This window comes from Agromyces sp. NSFZ, from assembly GCF_056156205.1.
On record NZ_CM149585.1, the window covers coordinates 413,790 to 434,169 of the forward strand.

The 20,380-nt window shown below is 66.1% G+C and carries 18 protein-coding genes; 11 read left to right on the forward strand and 7 right to left on the reverse strand.

Annotated elements, in window-relative coordinates; translation table 11 throughout:
* The first annotated feature begins 74 nt into the window (after positions 1–74).
* Complete coding sequence (locus tag ACVFI9_RS02010; protein ID WP_474764373.1) at positions 75–2,618, forward strand: DEAD/DEAH box helicase family protein; 2,544 nt, start codon at positions 75–77, stop codon at positions 2,616–2,618.
* A gap of 563 nt (positions 2,619–3,181) precedes the next feature.
* Here the strand turns inward: ACVFI9_RS02010 and ACVFI9_RS02015 are convergent.
* A complete protein-coding gene (locus ACVFI9_RS02015; RefSeq protein WP_474764374.1) occupies positions 3,182–3,778 on the reverse strand; it encodes a hypothetical protein in 597 nt (198 codons plus the stop codon).
* Between the two features lie 103 nt (positions 3,779–3,881).
* Here ACVFI9_RS02015 and ACVFI9_RS02020 point away from each other — a divergent pair, with 103 nt between their 5' ends.
* The 4 genes from ACVFI9_RS02020 to ACVFI9_RS02035 all read left to right on the forward strand — a co-directional run bounded on the left by ACVFI9_RS02020 (position 3,882) and on the right by ACVFI9_RS02035 (position 8,454).
* Positions 3,882–4,085, forward strand: coding sequence for a helix-turn-helix transcriptional regulator (locus ACVFI9_RS02020; protein WP_474764375.1), 204 nt, complete (start codon positions 3,882–3,884; stop codon positions 4,083–4,085).
* Positions 4,086–4,689: 604 nt separating this feature from the next.
* Positions 4,690–5,460: a DUF2637 domain-containing protein gene (locus ACVFI9_RS02025; protein ID WP_474764376.1), complete on the forward strand. Its 771-nt coding sequence runs from the start codon at positions 4,690–4,692 to the stop codon at positions 5,458–5,460.
* Positions 5,461–5,854: 394 nt separating this feature from the next.
* Positions 5,855–6,577 carry a hypothetical protein gene (locus ACVFI9_RS02030; RefSeq protein ID WP_474764377.1) on the forward strand — a complete coding sequence of 241 codons (723 nt, stop codon included), beginning with the start codon at positions 5,855–5,857 and terminating at the stop codon, positions 6,575–6,577.
* Positions 6,574–8,454, forward strand: coding sequence for a type IV secretory system conjugative DNA transfer family protein (locus ACVFI9_RS02035; protein WP_474764378.1), 1,881 nt, complete (start codon positions 6,574–6,576; stop codon positions 8,452–8,454). The genes ACVFI9_RS02030 and ACVFI9_RS02035 overlap by 4 nt, the downstream gene beginning before the upstream one ends.
* Before the next feature lie 184 nt (positions 8,455–8,638).
* On the opposite strand, the gene merA is transcribed toward ACVFI9_RS02035, so the two are convergent.
* Positions 8,639–10,015 (reverse strand): mercury(II) reductase, encoded by a 1,377-nt coding sequence (gene merA, locus ACVFI9_RS02040; protein WP_138176038.1) that lies wholly within the window; start codon positions 10,013–10,015, stop codon positions 8,639–8,641.
* Between the two features lie 100 nt (positions 10,016–10,115).
* Between merA and ACVFI9_RS02045 the strand changes: the two genes are divergently transcribed.
* The gene (locus tag ACVFI9_RS02045; protein ID WP_138176040.1) at positions 10,116–10,505 is read left to right on the forward strand and encodes a heavy metal-responsive transcriptional regulator; all 390 of its coding nucleotides are present in this window, start codon (positions 10,116–10,118) and stop codon (positions 10,503–10,505) included.
* A 15-nt stretch (positions 10,506–10,520) separates the two neighbouring features.
* Here the strand turns inward: ACVFI9_RS02045 and istB are convergent, their stop codons facing one another.
* From istB to ACVFI9_RS02065, 4 genes are all read right to left on the reverse strand, one after another.
* Positions 10,521–11,321 carry an IS21-like element helper ATPase IstB gene (gene istB, locus ACVFI9_RS02050; RefSeq protein ID WP_251201782.1) on the reverse strand — a complete coding sequence of 267 codons (801 nt, stop codon included), beginning with the start codon at positions 11,319–11,321 and terminating at the stop codon, positions 10,521–10,523.
* Positions 11,318–13,012, reverse strand: a complete 1,695-nt coding sequence (istA, locus tag ACVFI9_RS02055) for an IS21 family transposase (RefSeq protein WP_138176056.1) — start codon at positions 13,010–13,012, stop codon at positions 11,318–11,320. Before istA ends, istB begins: the two co-directional genes overlap by 4 nt.
* Before the next feature lie 133 nt (positions 13,013–13,145).
* On the reverse strand, positions 13,146–13,412 hold the full coding sequence (locus tag ACVFI9_RS02060) for a hypothetical protein (protein ID WP_474764379.1): 267 nt from the start codon (positions 13,410–13,412) through the stop codon (positions 13,146–13,148).
* 599 nt (positions 13,413–14,011) lie between these two features.
* Positions 14,012–14,617 (reverse strand): DNA-processing protein DprA, encoded by a 606-nt coding sequence (locus ACVFI9_RS02065; RefSeq protein WP_474764380.1) that lies wholly within the window; start codon positions 14,615–14,617, stop codon positions 14,012–14,014.
* Between the two features lie 866 nt (positions 14,618–15,483).
* Here ACVFI9_RS02065 and ACVFI9_RS02070 point away from each other — a divergent pair.
* The 3 genes from ACVFI9_RS02070 (at position 15,484) to ACVFI9_RS02080 (ending at position 17,800) form a co-directional block, all read left to right on the forward strand.
* Positions 15,484–16,833 (forward strand): ParB/RepB/Spo0J family partition protein, encoded by a 1,350-nt coding sequence (locus ACVFI9_RS02070; protein ID WP_474764381.1) that lies wholly within the window; start codon positions 15,484–15,486, stop codon positions 16,831–16,833.
* Positions 16,834–17,185: 352 nt separating this feature from the next.
* Complete coding sequence (nrdH, locus tag ACVFI9_RS02075; protein ID WP_474764382.1) at positions 17,186–17,416, forward strand: glutaredoxin-like protein NrdH; 231 nt, start codon at positions 17,186–17,188, stop codon at positions 17,414–17,416.
* An 18-nt stretch (positions 17,417–17,434) separates the two neighbouring features.
* A complete protein-coding gene (locus tag ACVFI9_RS02080) occupies positions 17,435–17,800 on the forward strand; it encodes a single-stranded DNA-binding protein (protein WP_474764383.1) in 366 nt (121 codons plus the stop codon).
* Between the two features lie 343 nt (positions 17,801–18,143).
* Here the strand turns inward: ACVFI9_RS02080 and ACVFI9_RS02085 are convergent, their stop codons facing one another.
* Complete coding sequence (locus tag ACVFI9_RS02085; protein ID WP_474764384.1) at positions 18,144–18,455, reverse strand: hypothetical protein; 312 nt, start codon at positions 18,453–18,455, stop codon at positions 18,144–18,146.
* 348 nt (positions 18,456–18,803) lie between these two features.
* Here ACVFI9_RS02085 and ACVFI9_RS02090 point away from each other — a divergent pair, with 348 nt between their 5' ends.
* Both ACVFI9_RS02090 and ACVFI9_RS02095 read left to right on the forward strand, forming a co-directional pair.
* Entirely contained in the window at positions 18,804–20,033 is a 1,230-nt protein-coding gene (locus tag ACVFI9_RS02090) for a MinD/ParA family ATP-binding protein (protein ID WP_474764385.1), read from the forward strand.
* 20 nt (positions 20,034–20,053) lie between these two features.
* On the forward strand, positions 20,054–20,341 hold the full coding sequence (locus ACVFI9_RS02095) for a pilin (RefSeq protein WP_474764386.1): 288 nt from the start codon (positions 20,054–20,056) through the stop codon (positions 20,339–20,341).
* Positions 20,342–20,380: the final 39 nt, after the last annotated feature.

The following is a 20,380-nucleotide window of genomic DNA, read 5'->3' on the forward strand; positions in this document are numbered from 1 at the left end:
CGTGGTTTTTTGCGATGGCGTGGTAAGTCCTGCTCGTGAGGTGATCACTTGGGAGAGATGATTGCGATCGCGTAGTGCCATCACGGCATGCGAGATTCTACGCGCGGACCGAGAGCGAAGGTTGGGACACGATGGTTGATTTTGGTGCAATGCTGGCAGGTTCCGAGCAGGAGGCCCCGATTGAGCCCCGTGAGCTGCACAGCCAGCTCAAGAAGGCTCCGGGATACGGTTACCTGCGGGATGTGCAGGGTCAAGTCCTCACAGCGTGGCACGCACGGCGCCACGAGCGCGACATCGTGGTGAAGGTGAACACGGGTGGCGGGAAGACCATCGACGGTCTGATCATTCTGCAGAGCTACCTGAACGAAGGGCTCGGCCCCGCCCTATTCGTAGCGCCAAGCAACTATCTCGTGAATCAGGTTCTGGCAGAGGCGCAGCGCATCGGTATTGAAACGACAACGAACGTTGACAGCGCCGCATATCTGAACAGCGAAGCCATCGGCGTCATCAACGTGTACGAGCTCGTGAACGGGCGCACCAAATTCTCTGATCGTCGGCCCACACGGCCCCGCGCGCCAATCGGTGCTGTCGTCATCGACGACGCCCATGCCGCGATTGCCACCACCCGCAGTCAGCTTGCTCTGTCTATTCCACGCACCAACTCGGTGTTCGACGAGCTCCTCGCGTTATTCGCCGATGACTTGAAGACCCAGTCGTCCGATTCGTACATGGACGTCCGGGACGATCGGCGGGGGGCTCCCGTGCGAGTGCCGTTCTGGGCTTGGAGGGCGCGGGTCGAGCAGGCACGCGAGATCCTGCGCACCCAGACCGGTGATAAGCAGGCACTCTACTTCCAGTGGCCTGCGGTGAAGGATGTGCTGCACCTTTGCCGTGCCGTCTTCTCCAACCAGGAGCTGACGATCACGCCACTATGTCCGCCCATCGACCATGTCACTTCATTTACCGAAGCCAAGCGGCGGGTCTTTCTCACCGCGACCCTCGCTGACGACAGCGTCTTGGTAACCGATTTCGGTGCCGACCCCGAGAATGTGTCGCAGCCCATCACGCCGGTCACGGCCGGCGACATCGGCGAGCGGATGATTCTCGCACCGCAGGAGATCAACCCCTCCATCAGCGCCGAGAGCATTCGTGAGGAGATCGTCAAGCTCAGCGCGACACACAACACGGTCGTCCTCGTCCCAAGCGAAGCGTGGGCGCGGGCATGGGCCGCGGATGCCGCGATTATCGCGATGAAGGACGAGATCGACGGTGCTGTCGACCGGCTGCGGAGTGGCACGCATGTCGGCCTTGTAGTGCTGGTGAACAGGTACGACGGCATCGATTTGCCCGACGACGCCTGCCGCGTGCTGATCCTCGACGGACTGCCGGAGGCGTTCAGTCCGGAAGAGCGCCTGGAATCGCTTCTCGTTAGCGCAGGGACCGGAATTGACGACAGACAAGTGCAGCGCATTGAACAAGGGATGGGCCGTGGTGTGCGCAGCAACGAGGACCACTGCGTGGTTGTCCTTCTCGGACCGCGTCTTGCGCAACTGACTGTCGACCCACGCACGTTCTCCCGATTCAGCCCAGCTACGCAAGCACAGCTGAAGTTGTCCCGGCAGGTTGCCGCTCAGATGGATAACCTGCCGCTGTCTCGGATTATCGATACCGCCAAGCAGGCGCTCGCGCGCGATGAGGACTGGGTCAGGCTCTCCCTGCAGACGCTCCGCAACATTCCGCCGAGGCCCGGGCATGTGAGCGACTCGGCCATTGCAGAGCGAAGGGCATTCACTAAAGCACAGAATGGTGACACCCACGGCGCCCGTGATCTCGTCGCCGCAGCGGTTGAGAGCGAAGAGCACGAAGCTGTCGCCGGCGTACTACTCGAGTTGCAGGCCACCTACGCAGATCTCACCGACCCGGAGCTCGCGCAGCAGACGATCGCGATTGCGCGGGAAAAGAACACCAACGTCACCAAGCCACTCGCAGGCTTGGCCTATACGCCACTCGCGTCGCACGAGCCGCAGACCGTCACCTGTGTTGAGCGACTCGCCAAGCTCTATTCCACCCCCGCCACACTCCGTCTGGACTTCGAATCCGTCATTGAGGACCTCGCCTTCGATGAGTTCCGTGTTGAACCGTTCGAAGAGGCACTACGCCGTGCGGGCCAGCTCATCGGGCTGGGTTCCCAGCGACCGGAGCACGATATCAATGACGGCGGCCCAGACAACCTCTGGGCACTTGGTGACAACGTGTTCTGGGTCATCGAAGCCAAAACGGGAGCGAAGAGCCCCGCGATCGGTAAGCGAGACATGGGACAACTCGCCTCCTCCATGCTTTGGTTCGGGCAGCGTTACGATCCGAAAGCAAAGCCCGTTCCCGTGATGGTGCACCGCGCAACCCAGGCCTACGCGGATGCGTCCCCCGTGACCGAGATGCGCATCATCACCGAAAAGGGCCTGGGCGAGTTCGCTGCCGCGCTCAGAGCCTTCGCCGTAGGCCTAGCTGAGTCCGGCTGGACCAACCCGGCAACCGTCGGGCGACTGCTCAACGGTCATGGTCTCACCGCAGACCAGCTCGAGAAGTTCACAGTCCCGCAGCGCGGTGTGAAGCGCTAAGCCCGACCAGCACGCGCACGCCGACTCACGATTCGCGGGTGGGGCTGGACCGATCATCGCTGCGTCCGCAGCGGTGGCCGGCCTCATCTAGTCGATCATCGCATCTTCCCTGAGCCGAGTCGCCGCCTCGCTGCCGCGAACGCGCGGACCGATCGCGCTCGGGCGACACTGCGGTCTATGCCGGCCACTGCTCAGCGCTCATGCCCGCAAGGCGCACGGGTCGGTCAAGATACTCACCCGCTGCTCCCGCAGCGGTGTCGGTTTGAGGATCCGCTCACGGACGCCACGTCAGGAGTTTCAGAGTCCCGGGATGAGCGTGACGTTCGCAGAGCCGCGCTCCATGTTGCGGCGCAGCTCCCAGATGCGATTTCCGACCATATAGGTGCGCACTCGCGGCATCGGCTTCATGTTCGTCACGGGTCTGCTCGTCACCGCATAACACGGCAGTCAAAGCCGACGAGCGTGCTGCAAATCGTCAGCGCGATCGGCCCCGCACAATCGCACGTACGAGTCAACGTGCACTATGCGGCGGCACCTTGTTATGAAGCTAGTGGAGGGCTTCTCTACATTTCCGCTTCTTGGTCTAGTGAGTCGACGACGAATCCCGACGTTGCCAAGAGCCGTCGAAGTTCGCCAGCTCTCCCCTCGAGCGCACCGATGCGACTAGCGGTGACATTGTCTTGGCCCGGGATCTCGACGTCGGACTCCGACGCGATATGAAGCACGACTTTGAGCCGACTGATTTCGCGAACGACAGATGCGAGCTCGCGTAGCGCCTCGAGATCCTCGCGATCCCTACGCTCCGCAGCCGACGTTGGTCGGTGACCTCCGGAGGCGACGCCCGAGAACCAGGCATCGAACTCGGACGCGGTGAGGCCCTGAAGGTCGTCGCTGATGTTCTGCAGATCGAGAGACGCCGCTGGGCGAACAAGAGGCGCGAGCAAGAAGCTCGGTGGAACGCGCAGTGCGTACGCGATGCTGAGGAATTGACTGAGGCTGAGATCTGCCTTGCGACCCGACTCGATGTTCTCGAGAACCGACTCGGTGATCTTCGTGCCGCTTAGGACCTCGGCAAGCTCGCGGGTGGTTCGGAATCCGCGCTCACGTCGTGCCGCGCGAATACGGGCCCCGATACTCGACTCCGCTCGGTAGTCCGCCATTTCGACAGAGTACCGCGTTCGGTGTTGTCATGACGAAGACTTCGCGCTACCGTGAATCTGACAACCACAACATCAACGAGTTGTCAGAATGAAGGAGAGCGTGATGGACAGGGAGTTCATTCAGCCGGAGACCGTCTCAGAGATCACCGGACTCTCGGTGGGGGCGCTGGCGCAGCTGCGGTACACGGGTCAGGGCCCTAGGTTCTACAAGCCGACCAAGCGCACCGTGCTGTACAAGCGCCACGAGGTCATCGAGTGGGTCGAGTCCACCGCGCGAACCCGCACGGGCGCCGAGTCGTACGCCTGAACGCATCAGGAGCAAAGTCCGTGACCGCGGAAACCGGATTGCGTAAGTGATGGGCCTGTACGCGGCGAAGAGTGCCGTCCTGTTGGCGGCCCGCCTACAACTCGGGAACGCTGCGGCCCGGCTACTGCTGCATATGGCGCTGGAGTGCTGGGATGAGGACAGCCCGGATGGGCGACTCGCCCGACGTTACTTCGGCGGACGAGAGATGGCGGCGATCGCCTTGGGCTACATGGCACCCGACAACGACTCGGTCGCCGCCCGGTCAGCCGTCAAGCGTGCGATTGCTGAACTGGTCGCCAAAGGCGCGATCGTGCGGGTGCGGTCGGGCGGCCGCGGGCTGCCGGCCGAGTTCGAGCTGTGCGTGGCCAGTGACCGCCCACAGGGCCGTCGGTCCCCTGTGGAGAACGTTGTGCTCGCCTTTCAGCCGAGGGCCCAGGGGACCGCTGACCGGTCCCCACAGGGGATCGCTCACCGGTCCCCATAGGGGATCGCTGACCGGTCCTGCAGGGGGTCGCTGACCGGCCCCCTTAAGAAACAGGAAGGGAACAGGAATGAACAGTAAAGAATCAGTACGCGCGCGAAGCGCGAACCACAGAGGCATGCAATGAGCCGAACGTCTACGCGCAATCCACCGAGCAAAGACCGGGCAGCGCAACTGCGGGCGGCGTCCAAGCCGCTTCGGATCTTCCTCGGCTGGCTCATCGCCGCGGCCGGCAGCCTCGCGATCTTCATGTCTTGGGGCGCTCTGCACGACCTGGCGCTGCACGTCGGAGGGATGCCCCCAGATCGCGCGGTCGTGTTCCCGATCGTGGTCGACCTCCCAGCGCTGGCGGCAATGCTGATCGCGCTGCTCGTGCCGGCGCCGTCCCGGTTCCTCCGAACGCTGCCGTGGTTCACGTTTGGCCTCTTCAGCGCGCTCACCGTCGCCGGCAACGCAGCGGCAGTGGCGATTGCCGACCCACGGACAATGATCCTCGGCCAGCTGCCCGCCGTGGTCGTGAACGCGGTCCCCGCGATCGCGCTGCTGCTGACCACCCACCTCGCGGCCGCAACCGTGTATCGACGTGACGACGAGCCGCGCCGCATCACCCGCGCAGCGTCAAGTGTGGTCGGGTCGTCGAACCGCTCCCAGGCAAGCGAGCCCGCACCGGAACCGGCAGACCCCGCGACGATAGTGTCCGACCAGCCGTCGACCGCATCCAGCAGAACGGACGATCGGGATGCGCGCAGGGTCGAGGTGCTCGAACTCGTCGGCAGCGGCACGCCGGTGCGTACCGCGGCTCGAGCAGCGGGCGTCGCTCCCACTACGGCGCAGCGGTGGGTCGAGCGGGCACGTCGTGACCGCGTCCTCGTAACAGACGGGGCGATCGGGTGACCCGCGGCGGCAGCCTGCGGGTAGCCCGAGGCAACGCGGTGCACCTTCTATCGAGGCATCCTCGACAGTCGTTCAGGCGGCGTGTCACCCCCGTTCGGGGGTCGCGTTTGGGTTGGATGACCGTACGCTCACCTGTTCACCCGGCGCGAATAGGCAAGCGAACGGTTTTCCCCGTCCTTTCCCTGTCCTGCTGCCCCTGCCGCGCTTCGCGCGCTTCCCAACCTCCCCCACTCATCCTTCGGAGTTCCTGAGGGAGGTTGGGAAGTAAAGCAGGGGCAGCAGGACAGGGAAAGGACAACAACAAGAAACAAAAGACAAACCCGGGGCGCGACGGCAGACAAAGCAAGAGCAAGGCGAGTGATGGCAATGTGCGTAGAGGGGCGGAGTTGGGCTGATGGTGCAGTTGACGAGTCGTGATGAGGCGATGCTCGAGTGGTTGAGCGTGGTCCGGATGGCGGACGTCGAGGCGATCCGATGGGCGCTCGCGGGCTTGGCTGGGGATCATTCGGGGTCCCCACTGAGCCGGAGGAAGGCGCAGCAGTGGGTGGCCCGCCTCGCAGGGGTCGGGCTGGTGGATCGGGCGCGCCCGAACTTCCAGGACGGGCAGGTGGTGTGGGCGACGCACCAGGCGATCGGCCGGTCCGCACCAAACCTGTACCGGCAGACCGCCCGCCACGAAGTCGCGGTCGCTGCAGCCTCGGCCCGGTACTTGGCGCGCGGGTACGCGTGGTACCGGGACCGGCGACCCACGTCCACGCAGGATCATGAGGTCGACGGGGTCGCTGTGCGTGGGGATCGGATCGAACTGATCGAGGTGGAGCTGACCCCGAAGACGCTGCACCGGTACAAGGCGATCCACACGCACCATGCGACCCGGATGACCACGACCGGGGTGACCCGGGTGGTGTACCTGTGTACCGCGGAAGCGGCGCGGGTCGTTGCCCGCGAAGCGGACCGGTTCATCTTCCGCACCGAACGAGAACGGCTGGTGACCCTCTCGGTGCTGGACGCGCGCGGCAAGTGGGTCGGCGACGACGCCGACCTTTGGGACGACGCCCCGGCACAAACTGAGGGTGACCCGTCGGTGACCCTGCCCCTGTGGGGGCGGGTCGGATGAGCGTGGAGCAGACCACGGTCCCTCTCGAGTCGGACGGGCTAAGCGACGGGATCGAGGCGATCCTCGGTGCATGCCTGCTCGTTGTGGTCGGCTTGGTCGCGTTGCCGCTCCTGGTGCCCGTCGTGGTGGTGCGGGTCGCGGGCGAGGGCATCGCGACGAAGGCGTCGTTCTGGAAAGTGCGGCGCGGCCACTGGGTCGCCAACACGGCGGGCATTGTCGCGGTGAGTCTGCTCCTCACCGCTGAGGTGCTTCTAGTGGGGGAGTGGGTCGGATCGGGTGGGGCGGGTCGGTTCTTCGCCGACGACTGGGTCGGACAGCTCGTTCCGGTGTTCGGGCCATGGGCATTGGTGAACCTGTTTACGGGTGTGTTGCTGCTGCCGGTGACCTGGTCCATCCGGCGCAGGCAGATCGCGGAACGGGTCCGGGCGCGGCGGATCGCGGACGTGCTCCGGCAGGAGCGGATCGAGGTGGCCCGCAAGCGCGCCGCTGACGCTGCCACCGCGGACCGGATCGGGATCCGCCTCGACCCGCAAACGGGCCGCATTACTGGGGTCCGCGACGGCGCAATCACGGTGCCGCACCGGGTCGATGGTCGGGAGGCGTTCGGGTTCGTGACCCGTTCCACGGTGCTGAGCATCGCAGACCGGTTCCATGACGCCCGTCAGGTGCGGGACTGGGTCGACCCGACCCGGAGGTACCTGCTCATGCCCGGCAGCTCGTCCGCGGCGCGGGCGCTGATCATCGCGGAGTCCGGCAGTGGCAAGACCGTGCTGATCAACGGGCTCGTGCTCTGCGCCCTCGAGTACGGGTGGCCGGTGTTCGTCATCGACGCGAAGGGCGACCCCGCCGACGCCCGATCCATGGTCGCGCTCGCCCACGCCGCCGGCCGCACGGCAACCATCGGCGGTCAGTGGGACCTGTTCTCTGGGACGGCGGAGCAGGTCACCGCGAAACTGATGCGACTCATGCCCGTCCCCGACGGCGCGAACCAGCACTACCTCGACGAGACCCGAGGCGTGCTCCAAGCCGTCCAAGCCGAGACGCCCATCCGCTCGGCCTTGGATCTCCGCGACCGGCTCCTGAACCCAGGGCCCCACGTCCGAGACCAGTTCGACCTCACCCTCGTCAACCAGACCGTCGACCGCAACGGCACCAGCGCCGGTGCCCGGGCGCTGCAGAGCCTCGCCGTCGCGCTCCGGCCGCTCGAACGATGGATTGACGAAGACGGCTGGTCCTACACCGCGCCACCAGCGGACCTCACAGTCATCCCGCTCTCTCCCGTCGACGACGCCCAGGCACGACTGGGCGACCTGCTCCTGCTGGACCTGCGGAATTTTCTCTCGGCGCGGCTCGAGGCGGGCGACAAGTCACCGGTCCTAGTCATTGTCGACGAGTTCCCCCAGCTCGTCACCGGAGCGCAGGACCCCGGAGACACCGCCGGGAGCCTGTTCGAAACTGCCCGCTCCGCTGGCGTTGGCCTGGTGCTCGCTACCCAGAGCCCAGCCGGTCTCTCCAACGACGACATCCGCCGACGCCGTGCCCTGACCAGCGGGGCAGCGCTGATCTTCGGCCGCTCGAAGGATCCCGAAGAGATCGTCCAGTACGCCGGGACGATGATGCGCATGGAGGCGGCGGGCCAGGCTGCCGGCGACCGACTTGGGTCGGCACGTGCCCAACACACGTTCGTCGTCCCGCCCCAAGACGTCCGCGAAGCAGCGGACGGCGCGTTCTGGCTCGTCCAAGGCGGCGCGATCGCGGCATTCCGCGCACTGCCACAACGAACCCTCCCGGCATCGAAGGTCGTCCCTGAACGGGCCGACCTGGTTGCAGAAACCGAAGCCGACCACCCGGCCACGCCTGCCGGCACCGGAGGCTGAGCAGTGGGTCGGGTCGAACATCAGTGTTTCGAAATCTGAACCGTGCGCGATCCGTCTCCTACCGACGACGGGAGGAGGTCCGTTCGCCTGTACGTAGTGACTTTGTCAACCTGATCTGGCCCCGGGGTGACGTTTTGAAGTGGCCCCGTCGAGGCGTCGGTTCGATGTGGGGCGCTGTCTGCTGTCAGGCGCAGCAGGAGGTGGGGAGTTCGTTGCGGAAGAGGTTCGCGGTGAGGCGGATGCCTTCGGCCATGGTGAGGTACGGGGCCCACGTGTCGGCGAGTTGGGTGACGGTGAATCCGGCTTTAATGGCGTAGGTCGCGGCGAGCATCATCTCGCCGGCGGTTTCGGCGAGGGCATGGACGCCGAGGACTTTGCCGGTGTCCGCGTCGGCGACGATCTTGATGCCGCCGCGGGTGTTGTGGTTCGTGATGGCTCGGGGCACATCGGACAGCCTCAGGTATCGGCAGGCGCACCGGTATCCGGCGGCGATGGCTTCGGCTTCGGTGATGCCGGCGGAGCCGAGCTGCGGCGCGGTGAACAGGACGGAGGGCAGCCCGGTGTAGTCGACCTGTTCGTGGTGGCCGAGGGCGTTGCGGGCTGCGATCTTCCCGGCCATCGCGGCGACGTACACGTACTGGGGCACGTCGGTGACGTCGCCGGCGGCGAACACGACCGGGTTCGTGGTCCGCTGCTGCTCGTCGACGATGATGAAGCCGCGGTCGTCGGTCGCGACGCCCGCCGCGGCGAGGTCGAGCCCGTTGGCGCGTGGTGTGCGTCCGGTGGCGATGAGGACGCGTTCTCCGGTGACCGCCTTGCCGGTGCGGGTGCGCACCCGCACCACGCCGTCGTCCTGGATGATCGTGGCGGCGCGGTCGCCTACGACGGTGATTCCCTCGGAGAGGAAGGCCTTGCGGAGTTCGGAGGAGAGTTCGGGCTCGGCGTGCGGGGCGAGCCGGCCAATGATGGTGACGGCCACGCCGAGGCGGGCGAAGAGCTGGGCTTGTTCGAGGCCGACGAAGCCGCCGCCGATCACTACGAGCGAGGCGGGCAACTCGGTGAGTTCCATTGCCGTGGTCGAGGTGAGGTAGTCGACGTGCTCAAGCCCGGGGATGGCCGGGACGTGCGGTTCGGCGCCGATGGCGACGAGATACGACCTGGCACGAACCGGTCGTTCGTCGATGAGGAGGGTTGCCGGGTCGGTGAATGTGGCGGCGCCGGGGAGGATGTCGAACCCGTAGGCGGCGGCGATGTCGGCGTACTTGGTCTGGCGGAGCATGCCGACGAGGTCATCCTTCTGCCGCACGAGGGCGCCGAGGTCGACAGTGCCGGCGGACGTGGGGGCGCCGGGGAACGGGTTCGCGAGGGCGGCGTGGCGGGTGTGCGCGGCGGCGAGGAGCGTCTTCGAGGGCACACAGCCGACGTTCACGCAGGTACCGCCGAGGGTGCCGCGTTCGATGGCGACCACGCTGGCCCCTTCGAGTCGGGCGTGGATCGCGGCGGACATCGCCGCCCCGCCCGTGCCGATCACCGCAAGATCGAACTCGCTGTGCTGCGTCATGATGCCTCCTCGGGTGAACCGGGCCGCTTGCGCGGTCACATCCGTCAGAATGGACCTTCAAGCATGCTTGAAGGTCAAGCCCGTTGGTGGAGGTGTCACAATGCGGATCGGAGAGCTCGCGGAGAAGGCGAGGACGAGGCCGTCGACGCTGCGGTACTACGAGGAGCGCGGACTGCTGCCGCCGCCGGAGCGCACACCGGCCGGGTACCGCAGCTATGGCGACGAGACGGTGCAACGGCTCGCGTTCATCGGCCGGGCCCGCGCGGCGGGCCTCACCCTTGCGCAGGCCGCGGAGATCCTCGATGTTCGCGACGCGGGCCGTTCGCCGTGCGCGCATGTGCGGGACCTCCTTGACCGCCGACTCGTGGAGATCGACGAGCAGCTCGAGCAGCTGCACGCCCTGCGAGGGAGCATTGCCGAGCTTCGAGCGCACGCGGCCGCTACGGCGTCCGAAGCCTGCACACCGGAGTCCATCTGCCGCTACCTCTGAATGGCTTTCGGATCGCTACTGCCGCTGACGGGTGTGGTTGAGGCGATAGGAGGTGGTGCCGGTTTCGATGATGGTGCCGTTGAACGTGAGCCGGTCCACGATCGCCGCGCACAGGCGCGGGTCGGTGAAGGTCTTCGTCCAAGCGCTGAATGACTCGTTGGATGCAATCGCGACGGAGTTCTTCTCTTCGCGCTCGGTGAGGACCTGGAACAGGAGTTCCGCGCCGCGCCGGTCGAGTTCCATGTAGCCGAGCTCGTCGATCAGGAGCAGGTCGACGCGGCCGTACCGGTTGATGGTACGGGTGAGCTGTTTCTCGTCGGCGGCTTCGACGAGCTCGTTCACGAGCTTCGTGGCGAGGGTGTATCGGACGCGGAAGCCTTTCTCAGCTGCGGCGGTGCCCAGGCCGATGAGCAGGTGCGACTTCCCGGTGCCGGAGTCCCCGATCAAGCAGAGCGGGTCGCCGCGGCGGATCCAGTCCCCGTTCGCGAGGGTATGGATCGTCGCCGGGTTGATGTTCGGATTCGCGTCGTAGTCGAAGTCGCCGAGCCATTTGTTCCTCGGGAACCCGGCTGCGGACACGCGGCGGACCACGGACCTTCGGTCCCGGTCGTCGCACTCGGCGAGGAGGAGTTCGGCGAGGAAGCCTTGGTAGGTCAGCTGCTCGCGTTCCGCGGCCGTGATCGCTTCGTGCATCACGGCCCGCATGGTGGGTAGGCGGAGCCTGCGGCAGGCTTGGTCAACGGCGGCCGCGGCGGCTTCTTCGGTCAGCCCGCGCTGTCGACGCAGGGTCGTGGTGACGTTGGTGGGAGTGGTCATGTTCCGGTGATTCCTTCTCTCTTATCGGTGACCGGCGGTTCCGGTTCGGGACGTCGGCTGAGGAGTTCGTCGTAGTGGGCGACGGATGGCAGCGGCCGCCGGTCGGCTGGGAGTCCGGCGATCACCGCGGCCGGATCCGCGAGGCGACGCTGGGTGAGGCTGAAAACTCGCTGCACATCACGTCGCGGTTGTTCAACGCGATGACGGTCTGACTCGGGCCCGGCCGCGTGCAGGCGGGCTTCGACCGCGACGACGTCGGCAGACACCGCCCCGACCGTGAGCGCGGCACGGATCCCTGCGATCACGTCAACGGTTCGCATGGTCCTGTGGAGCAGGAGCACGTCGATCAGCGCCCTTGTGCCGGCGCTGTCGCCGTCGACCTTCCGCGCTTGCTGCCAGAACGCGTCATGCGTTGTCGTGAACACGCCGGCTTCGCGTGCACGGGCCAGCGCGGTGGATCCGGGCAACGCGCCGGGCTTGCGTCTGAGGACCTCGAGGTAGTGGTCGAGGTTGATCGATTCGCCGCCGCGGGCCACGACCCGCTCGTGCCGAGCGACCTCGGCGTGGCCATCGAACACCACAAGTTCAGACGCCCGCAACGAGACGCGCACCTTTCGCCCGATCAGACGGGCGGGCACGGAGTACCTCGCCATCCGCACGGTGATCAGGCTCGAACGGTCTACCCGCGGGTAGAGCACCAGGCCAGGGTCGAACAGCTCGCCTGGCAATGACGCAAGGCGTGCTTGTTCGTCGGTGAAGTCTTGCCCGACAGTGCGGATCCGGGTGTTGATACGCCGCTCGTTGTCGCGCGCGTCCCACCGGCGGATCTGCTCGTTCAACTCGGCGAGCGAGTCGATGACCGGCATCGGAGAAAGCCAGGTGCGACGAAACCGACCGACTTCGCCTTCGACGCCGCCCTTCTCATGGGCGCCATCGATCCCGGGCTGGCAGTAGAACGAGTCGAACCCGTAATGCGAGCGGAACAGCACCCACCGGTCGTTCTCTATCCGACTACGGCCCTTCCCGTACAGCACCGTCTGCACCGCGGCCGTGAGGTTGTCATATCGGATGTGCAGGGTCGGGATCCCACCGATCTCGTCGAACGCGTCGATGTGTCCCTCGAGGAACGCTTCCTGCGATTGCGTCGAGTACACCCGGTGCACCGCCTTCCCCGAGTGCGAGAGCCGGAACGTGAACATGTGGCACTTCGTCTTCACCCCGGCCAGGATCACCCAGACCTCGCCGAAATCGACTTCGGCTTCCTCACCAGGTGCGTGCTCCTGCGGGACGAACACCTCGACGCGGCGCCCGGCGGCGGCGTCGATCTGAGCACGACGTACGCGCACGTAGTCGCGGACCGTCGAGTAGGACAGTCCCGTCGCTTCGTGCTCGTCGACCAGCCGCGCGAGAACCCTTGTCGCCGTGTGCCGCTGCTTGCGAGGAGCGTCCAGATCCTGCGTGAGCATCGCGTCGATCACCGCCTTGTACGGCCCCAGCCGAGGCGACATCCGCGTCGGAGTCTTCCGCTGCGGCGGAACCGGCGACGCCAGCGCCTGCCGCACCGTGCGACGGTGCACCCCGAACCTGTCTGCCAACGCGCGCACCGATAGCCCGTCGACGCGCGAGGCACGCCGGATATCCGCGAACAATTCCACTTTCGACCCCTGCCGGGCCCGCTCATCCTGAAGCAACACGAAACACACGCTCGGGTGGGGCCAGATCAAACCGTCAGAACCGCCCCGGCAAGTCAGAAAGTGGGGCCACTCCTAGCCGTCACCCCGGGGCCAAAACAGACTGACAGAGCCACGTAGTCGCGAACACCACCTAATGGGGGCTCCCGTACCTAGGGCGGCTGAAGGACCGCACGTAGGCGCTGTGGACCTCTTCGACCGCTTCTCGCAGCTTCACGTTCCGGCCACCGAGCCGGCTACCTCGGAGCTCGCCGACATAGACGAGCGCGCCACCCTCCCGGATGATGCGCACCGCGCCGTACTCGTGTCCACTCGCGTCGACCATCGTCCACACGCCAGGGGTCTTCTCCACGGCGTTCAGGAGCGGATGCCATCGCGAGGTGTCATGCTGCGATGGCATTGCGACTTCCGCTTTTCCGGGCCGCGATCGCGGCCTCGTACTCCTCCCACACAGTCTCCGCCGCGAGCCGGAGGCTGTCAGGTGGGAAGTAGCCGATGAGGTTGCGCGCTCCCAGGTCCGAGGACCACGTCTCCGCGCGGAGGAGTGGCTTCGGTGGATGACCGATGGTGACTTCGCGGATGACCGCGATGCGGCGTGAACCGTCGAACTGGATCCACTCGCCGGGCGTGACGGATCGGAGTTTGGGTTGCCAGTATTGCAACGGGCCTGGGCTCCTTCCTGGGGAGGGGGAGCGCGCCGGCCCGCGCGATGCGTCGATTATAGAAGCCCGTGCCGTCGCTCGGCCTCGTCAAACGGACGAACGGTTCCTCAACGCCGGCGCAACGAGGTTACGCGCAGCGCCATCGATGGGAGTACGGCGAGGTGGCAGGTGCGACACCACGTGGTGCCGCTCAGCCCGGTTACGCACCGCGTGGAACAGCTCGGGCAGTCAGGCTCCGTCGACTCGATCTCGAACACAAGAACACCGTTGCACACCAGCGGATCGGCGGAGCCCCGCCATCCACAGCCGTGTGCCACGCGTCCCGACTGAGCTCGATTCACCGCGTTGCCACTGACGCACCCACGGGGCGGCCGAGTGCTCGTGCCGCATCGGCGGTCATGCGCGCGTTCATGCACCGGGATTCGTCGACGACGATCATCCGCGTAGCCAGAGCCGCGAGCACGCGCCGTGCAAAGCGGATCCCGTGTGCCGTCGCGGCAGTCCCCGGAGTCGCAGCGCTCACCGTCACCGAGGTGGGGCGTTCGGGGGCTGAGAGGCGGTCCAAGCCGACCGAGGTGACCGTGATCGTGGCGCCCCGCATCGCGCTCGCTGCCGTCAGCGCGAGCCGCTCGACCCCTGGTCCGACACCGGAGGCGACGACCCAGCCTTGGTCCGCGAGTGACGTCGCGAATTCCAGCGTCGCGTGCCGCGCCTCACGTGACGGGTGCCGGGGGCCGACCACGGCGGCCGCTTCCTCCGTGAGGACGCTCTCGACGCCCCGGACCCACAACAGCAACGGCGCGGCGTCACCCAGCGCATCCAGCCCACGCGGCCAGCTGTCCTGATTCGGAGCGATGAGTGCCAGGCCCGCTTGTTCGGTCGCGGCGATCACGCCAGCCGTGTCATCGATTGATGCGAGGCGGTCGAACACGTGGTCGGTCATTCCGGCTGTCCTGCTGCCGGATCTGCCCGCCCGGACCGAGCGGAGCAGGAGAGCGGCACTGCCTGTCTGGCGGATGGCAGCCCCGACGGTTGTGTCTCCGGAGAGGCCGGCACAGACCAGCGCGACCCGAGCCCGGATCTCTTCGTCGGAGGGGGTAGTGGTGGAAGCGGAACGTGCGGCGGTCCAGGTCACGGCAGGGATGTCCTCTCGGATCGATCATTTTGTTTGCCTTCCGGCAAGAGAGATCGATTGCGAAGGGACGAGGCGAAGTGCCCAGATTGTCGGGCGAAATAAGCCCTCCGGGCGCGTCCGGCAATCTGGGAACGAAGCCGCAGGCACGAGCTACGATCGCCAGCCGGAATGGCCAAACAAATCACCAGGGCAGGGCCGCATCGCGGCTCCTATTCCAGCGCTCTTCTGCTGCGCCTGCTCCGTCAGGCGCCAGCCGCCGCGGAGGCGGCGAACCCGGTTCATCCCAAATAGTCGCGAGCGACTCCCCGAGACGTGGCAGATCGAGCACAATCCGGCCGCGCTAGGCGCGGCTGATCTACATACCGGGATGCGGCGCGACCTACCGAGATGTTGGCGCCGAGCTCGTAGCCGATGCGGACGCCGGCAAGCCGGCGACTCCTCCACGAAGCTGAGCGGCCTCGCCGCCCCGATTCTCGGGTTTTTCGCCCTTGCTGGCCGTTCATAGTAGTTCGCTCCGACGGCTGCGTGCCCTCAGCTCGCTATTTGCAGACTCCGCCCTCCGCTGCGCTCCGGGCTCCGCTTAGCAACCGCTCCCTGCGGGCACTTCGCCGGCTCCCGCTCTCTATCGATTCTCTTTGCCAGCAAGGCCAAAAAAAATCAGTGAGGAGAGAGCAATGACCCAGACCCCCAGCGCCGCCGCAGTTTTGCAGGTGGTGGAGCACATCGACCCCGCGAGCATTCGCATCGAGGACAACATCCGCGAGGTAGTCACCCTCGAAGACGGATTCATCGCCAGCATCCGCGAACACGGCGTGATCCAGCCAGTGCTCGCGATCCGCAACGACGACGGCACCCTGTGGGTGCGGGACGGGCAGCGCCGAACGCTTGGCGCACGAGCGGCCGAGGTCGCAACGATCCCCGCCTACGTCGTCAACGCAGGCGACGACCGGGCGCTGCGAATCGTCCAGCAGATCATCGCCAACGACCAGCGCGCCCCGATCAGCGAGGCCGAGCGAGTCGAGGCGTTCCACCAGCTCGCCCTTGAAGGACTCAGCGTGGCGGCAATCGCCAAGCGCACCGGCCACACCACGGAGCGCGTGAGAGCGAGCGTCACGGTCGCCGCCAGCAAGTCAGCGACCGACGCCCTCGCGACGGGCGCACTCACGCTCGATGCCGCCCTGATCCTCGCGGAGTTCGAGGGCGACGAGGACGCCACCGCGTACCTGCTCGACGTTGCCACGGATCGACCTGCGCAGCTTCCCCACGCAGCGCAGCGCATCCGTGACGAGCGCGCGCAGGAGGCAATCGTTGCCGAAGCGATCGCGACTCTCACGGAGCAGGGCATCCGCACCGTTACGGACCGCGACGAGTACCACCGACTCACGTCGCTCACGGACGCCGACGCCGACAGCGAGCGGCCCGAGATCGACGCCGACGCGCACGCCAGCTGCGAGGGGCATGCGATTCTCGTGAAGGCACCCTGGCGCACCGAGGACGCCGCCATCCTCACGCCGGTTTGCATGCTTCCTGACGCGCATCACCTGCGGTGGGGCTCCCCCACCACGCAGCAGAGCGGACCGATGACGGAAGAGCAAAAGTCCGAGCGCCGCGAGGTCGTCGCCAACAACAAGGCATGGGATTCCGCCGAGGTCGTGCGCCGCGAATGGCTCACCACGTTCCTCAGCCGCAAGACACTCCCCAAGGACGCCGCCTCGTTCGCCGTTCGCGTCGCAGCCTCCAGCGGCGGGGATCTCGACAAGGGCCGCAGTCTCGCGCACGCCCTGCTGGGCGCAGAGCTCCCGAGCGGCTACTTCGGCAACGCGCTCCCCGAGATCGCCAAGACAGCGAGCAGGACCGGGCACGTGCTGCTCGCCCTGGCCCTAGCCGCCGTCGAGCAGGGCACGGGCCGCCACACGTGGCGCAACCCACACGAAGGACTCACGCGCGACTACTTCAATCAGATCGCAGCGTGGGGATACACGCTCTCCGATGTCGAGCAGATCGTCGCCGCAACCGCCGAGTAACTCATTCCGCCGGGTGAGTGGATGAGTCTTCACTCAGATCCTCACCCGGCGGCGGGCGACGGCCTTTCGGCCCGCCGGCGAGGGGCGACCCCCTCGCGCTCCCCAGGGCGAGAGACGCCAGCACAGAGGCTGGCGGGGAAGCGGACCGGCTACGCCGCACAGATCAGAGACGTTTCTTTGACCTGTCCGGCCGAGCATAGTAGCTCGCTCCCGTGCCTCCGTGCCCAACTTTTCGGACGCGTCCCTGCGGGGATTACTTCGCCCGAAAACTGGTGCACTGCAGCACTTCCGCTCACATTCGATGCCAATTGCCGGACAGCAAAGAAGAACGGTTGCTGGATAGGAAAAGACGATGAGCAAGCGGGTGACGGTCTATACGAAGCCAGCATGTGTGCAGTGCCAGGCAACGCACAGAGCACTCGACAGCAAGGGCGTGGAGTACGAGGTGGTCGACCTCTCGACGGATGCCTCAGCGCTCGAGCGGGTAAAGGACCTCGGCTACCTGCAGGCACCTGTCGTCATCACCGACGACGACCACTGGAGCGGATTTCGACCCGACAAGATCGCGGCACTGACCGCGTAACCACGAAGGAGAAACGCAATGTCCGTTCGAACCATCACTGGAAATCTGGCTGCCGACCCCGAGGTCGTGCAGGCTGGCAGCATCCGCCTCACGAAGTTGCGCGTCATCGAGAACACGGGGGAGTACCGCAAGGACCAGTGGATCTCGCACGAAACGCCGACGACCCATCACGTCGAAGCTCGTTTCGAGCTCGGTGAGAACGCCGCAGCGACCCTACGCACCGGCGACGCGGTGATCGTCGTTGGCCGGGAACGCACCGCGAGCTGGGATGCCGGCGAGGGAAGGCGCTACGGAAGGGTGCTCGACGCCGACAACATCGGCCCCGATCTCAACCGGGCGATCGCCCAGGTCAGGCGAGTCACACCCGACGACGACGGGCAGTAGCTCGAAGCGCCACGGTGCTGCGTTCCAAGGTCACGGCTGGCTCTCTCCCGGCCGGGACCTTGGAACGCAGCATCATTGGACCCACCCGTTTAGCGAACGTCACCAAGAACAGAGAGGATTGGTAATCGACCGCAGGCATGGCAAATGACGAGAGGGGGAGCTATGCGAATCCGCGTACCGGTGAACCGCCGCGTCCGGCGAGTGTTGCTCGTCATCGGGCTCGTTGTCGCGGCATTCGTGCTCTACGCGCTCGTCACGCTTTACGTCGCCGCCTAGCTCATGTACTCATCGCGAGTACGCATGTGCGAACGTAGCAGGCCGGCTGCGATAGCTGTGGGGAGTGCTACCGCAGCATCCAAGCCATGAACGCGGTGAGATCGTCCGTGAGGGCATGGCGGTTCACGGTGTACCGGATCCGCTGCCCACGCCGCGGCGCCTCCACATCCCCGTCGACATAGCCCAGCGCCTCGAGTTCCGACAACGCAGATCGAACGCCGCCTGCGCTCACGCCGGTGCCGGCGACGATCTCAGGTCGCTTCGACCCTGGGTGGTCGAGAAGGAAGCGAAGCACCGAGACCCGAGCATGGCCCGCGATCGCTTCGCGCGCTGCCGCAGCACGTGGCGGTAGGTCCGCGAGAGCGAGACGCTTCGGCATCCCCCCATTGTGCCTGAGCAACACCGCCATGGTCAGTGCATCTATCGGATCAGCCTTCACGGTGGTAGCGTTCCAACATTGCGATTAAATCGCAATGTTGAGAACTTGCAATCCAGAGACGGGGTTGTCGCTACCCTCGTTGGGGGGACAAGGCCGGAGAGGAACGGAGGGGAAACCGTGAGGGACCATTTCTCCCGAAATGGCGGGCCAGTTCTACAGTTCGAAGCTTGTGTGAGCTGCGGTTCCGACAAAGTCGGAACGCACTATTGCACCCAGTGCGGCGCGCTCGTTCGGCCCACCCAAACGCTTAACGAATCGTCATCGAGCAACCGAAAGGACAACGGCGAAATGACGCAGCAAGAGAATGAAGCGGGGGCTGTCGCGGCGTTCCCCGGGGCACAGCGTGCTGCCGGCTACGTGGAGGATCCGCACACCATCCACGGCGCGGAGCTCGCTGCGGTGCGCGCCCAGGCGAAGGAAGCAGCCGCCGAGGCAGAACGCGACGAGACCGCGCTCGAGCACGCCGCCGCAGCGTCCGAGGTTGTAGCCGGTCCGCTCGCGGGGGAGAAGTCCACGCCGATCACTGCGAAGGCATCCGTTACATTCGCACCGGCGGCCCGGCCGCAGGATGTGCTCTCCGAGCCCTTCAACGAGCTCAGCACCGCGACGACCGTCGAGGCGCCCGCCGTCGCGAGCAAGGGCCTGCGCGGAGCAATCACCAAGCTCGGCATCCGCGTGGCACCCGGCGCGCTGGAGCAGGCGGAACTGGACGCCGCTGCCATACGACGGGACGCCGAGCAAATCATCCGGCAGGCAACGTGGACCCGCGCCGTCAGCGTGCTCGTCGCCAACCGGAAGGGCGGGGTCGGGAAGACTCCCGTTTCGCTCCTCCTGGGCGGTGTGCTCGCCGCTGTGCGTGGGGGATCGGTTGCCGTCATTGAGGTCTCCGACGACCCCGGCGCCCTCACCTTCCGAGCGGAGGGCAACCCGCCTCGAGGCGTTGGAGAGCTTGTGCGCGATGTCGACATGATCCGCACTGCGGGCCAGCTCGCCGGCTACACCGCACCGCAAACGTCGTTCGCCTCCGTCATCGGCTCTGTGGGCAGGCGTCCGCGTCTAACCCGCGAAGACGTCACCGATTTGGCGAAGGTGGTGGATGAGTTCTACGCGATCCGCGTCATGGACTCGGGGAATCAGCCGAGCTCTTCAGCATTCCAAGGGGCCGTCGACACCGCCGACTCCCTCGTGATCCCCGTGCTGAATGCCGGTGACGCAGTGCTCGAGGCTGTGGCACTGCTGGACGAGCTCCACGCCGTCGGCGGCAAGGCCGCGACGCTCGCCAATAACGCGATCATTGTCCGTCTCACGGATGGGCGGCCGGAACACAAGCACGTAGTCGAGCGCATCAACAGGATCATCGACGGCGCAAAGGTCCGCGCCACCTTGAGCGTCCCGTACGACGCCCACATCGCCGAACGAGGACAGCTCACGCTCGACGCGCTCGCGCCGGCAACCAGGGATTCGTTCACCGCGCTGGCCGCCGACGTCGTCTCCTACCTGCAGCAGAGCATCCGCTAACACCACAAGAAAGAGAGCGCATGATGGAAAACCCACTCGATGGGATCCTCCCCGACTTCAACATCTTCGGCACCGAATTCACGGAGCTCTGGCAGAAGCTGGTTGCTGGCCTCTGGGGCATCGGCATCATCCTCGCCGTCGTGTTCCTCATCATCGGCATCGTGAAGATGGCCAGCGCGTCGAACGGCGGCAACCCGCAGGAATACAAGACGGCGCGCACCCAGGCGATGTGGGCGGGTATCTCGCTCGGCATCCTCGCAGCCCTTGCGGTAATCGTCGGCGCGATCCTGGCTGTGTTCGGCGGATAGGGGAGGAACCGATGCGAGCCGAAGCACGACCTCCCCGGC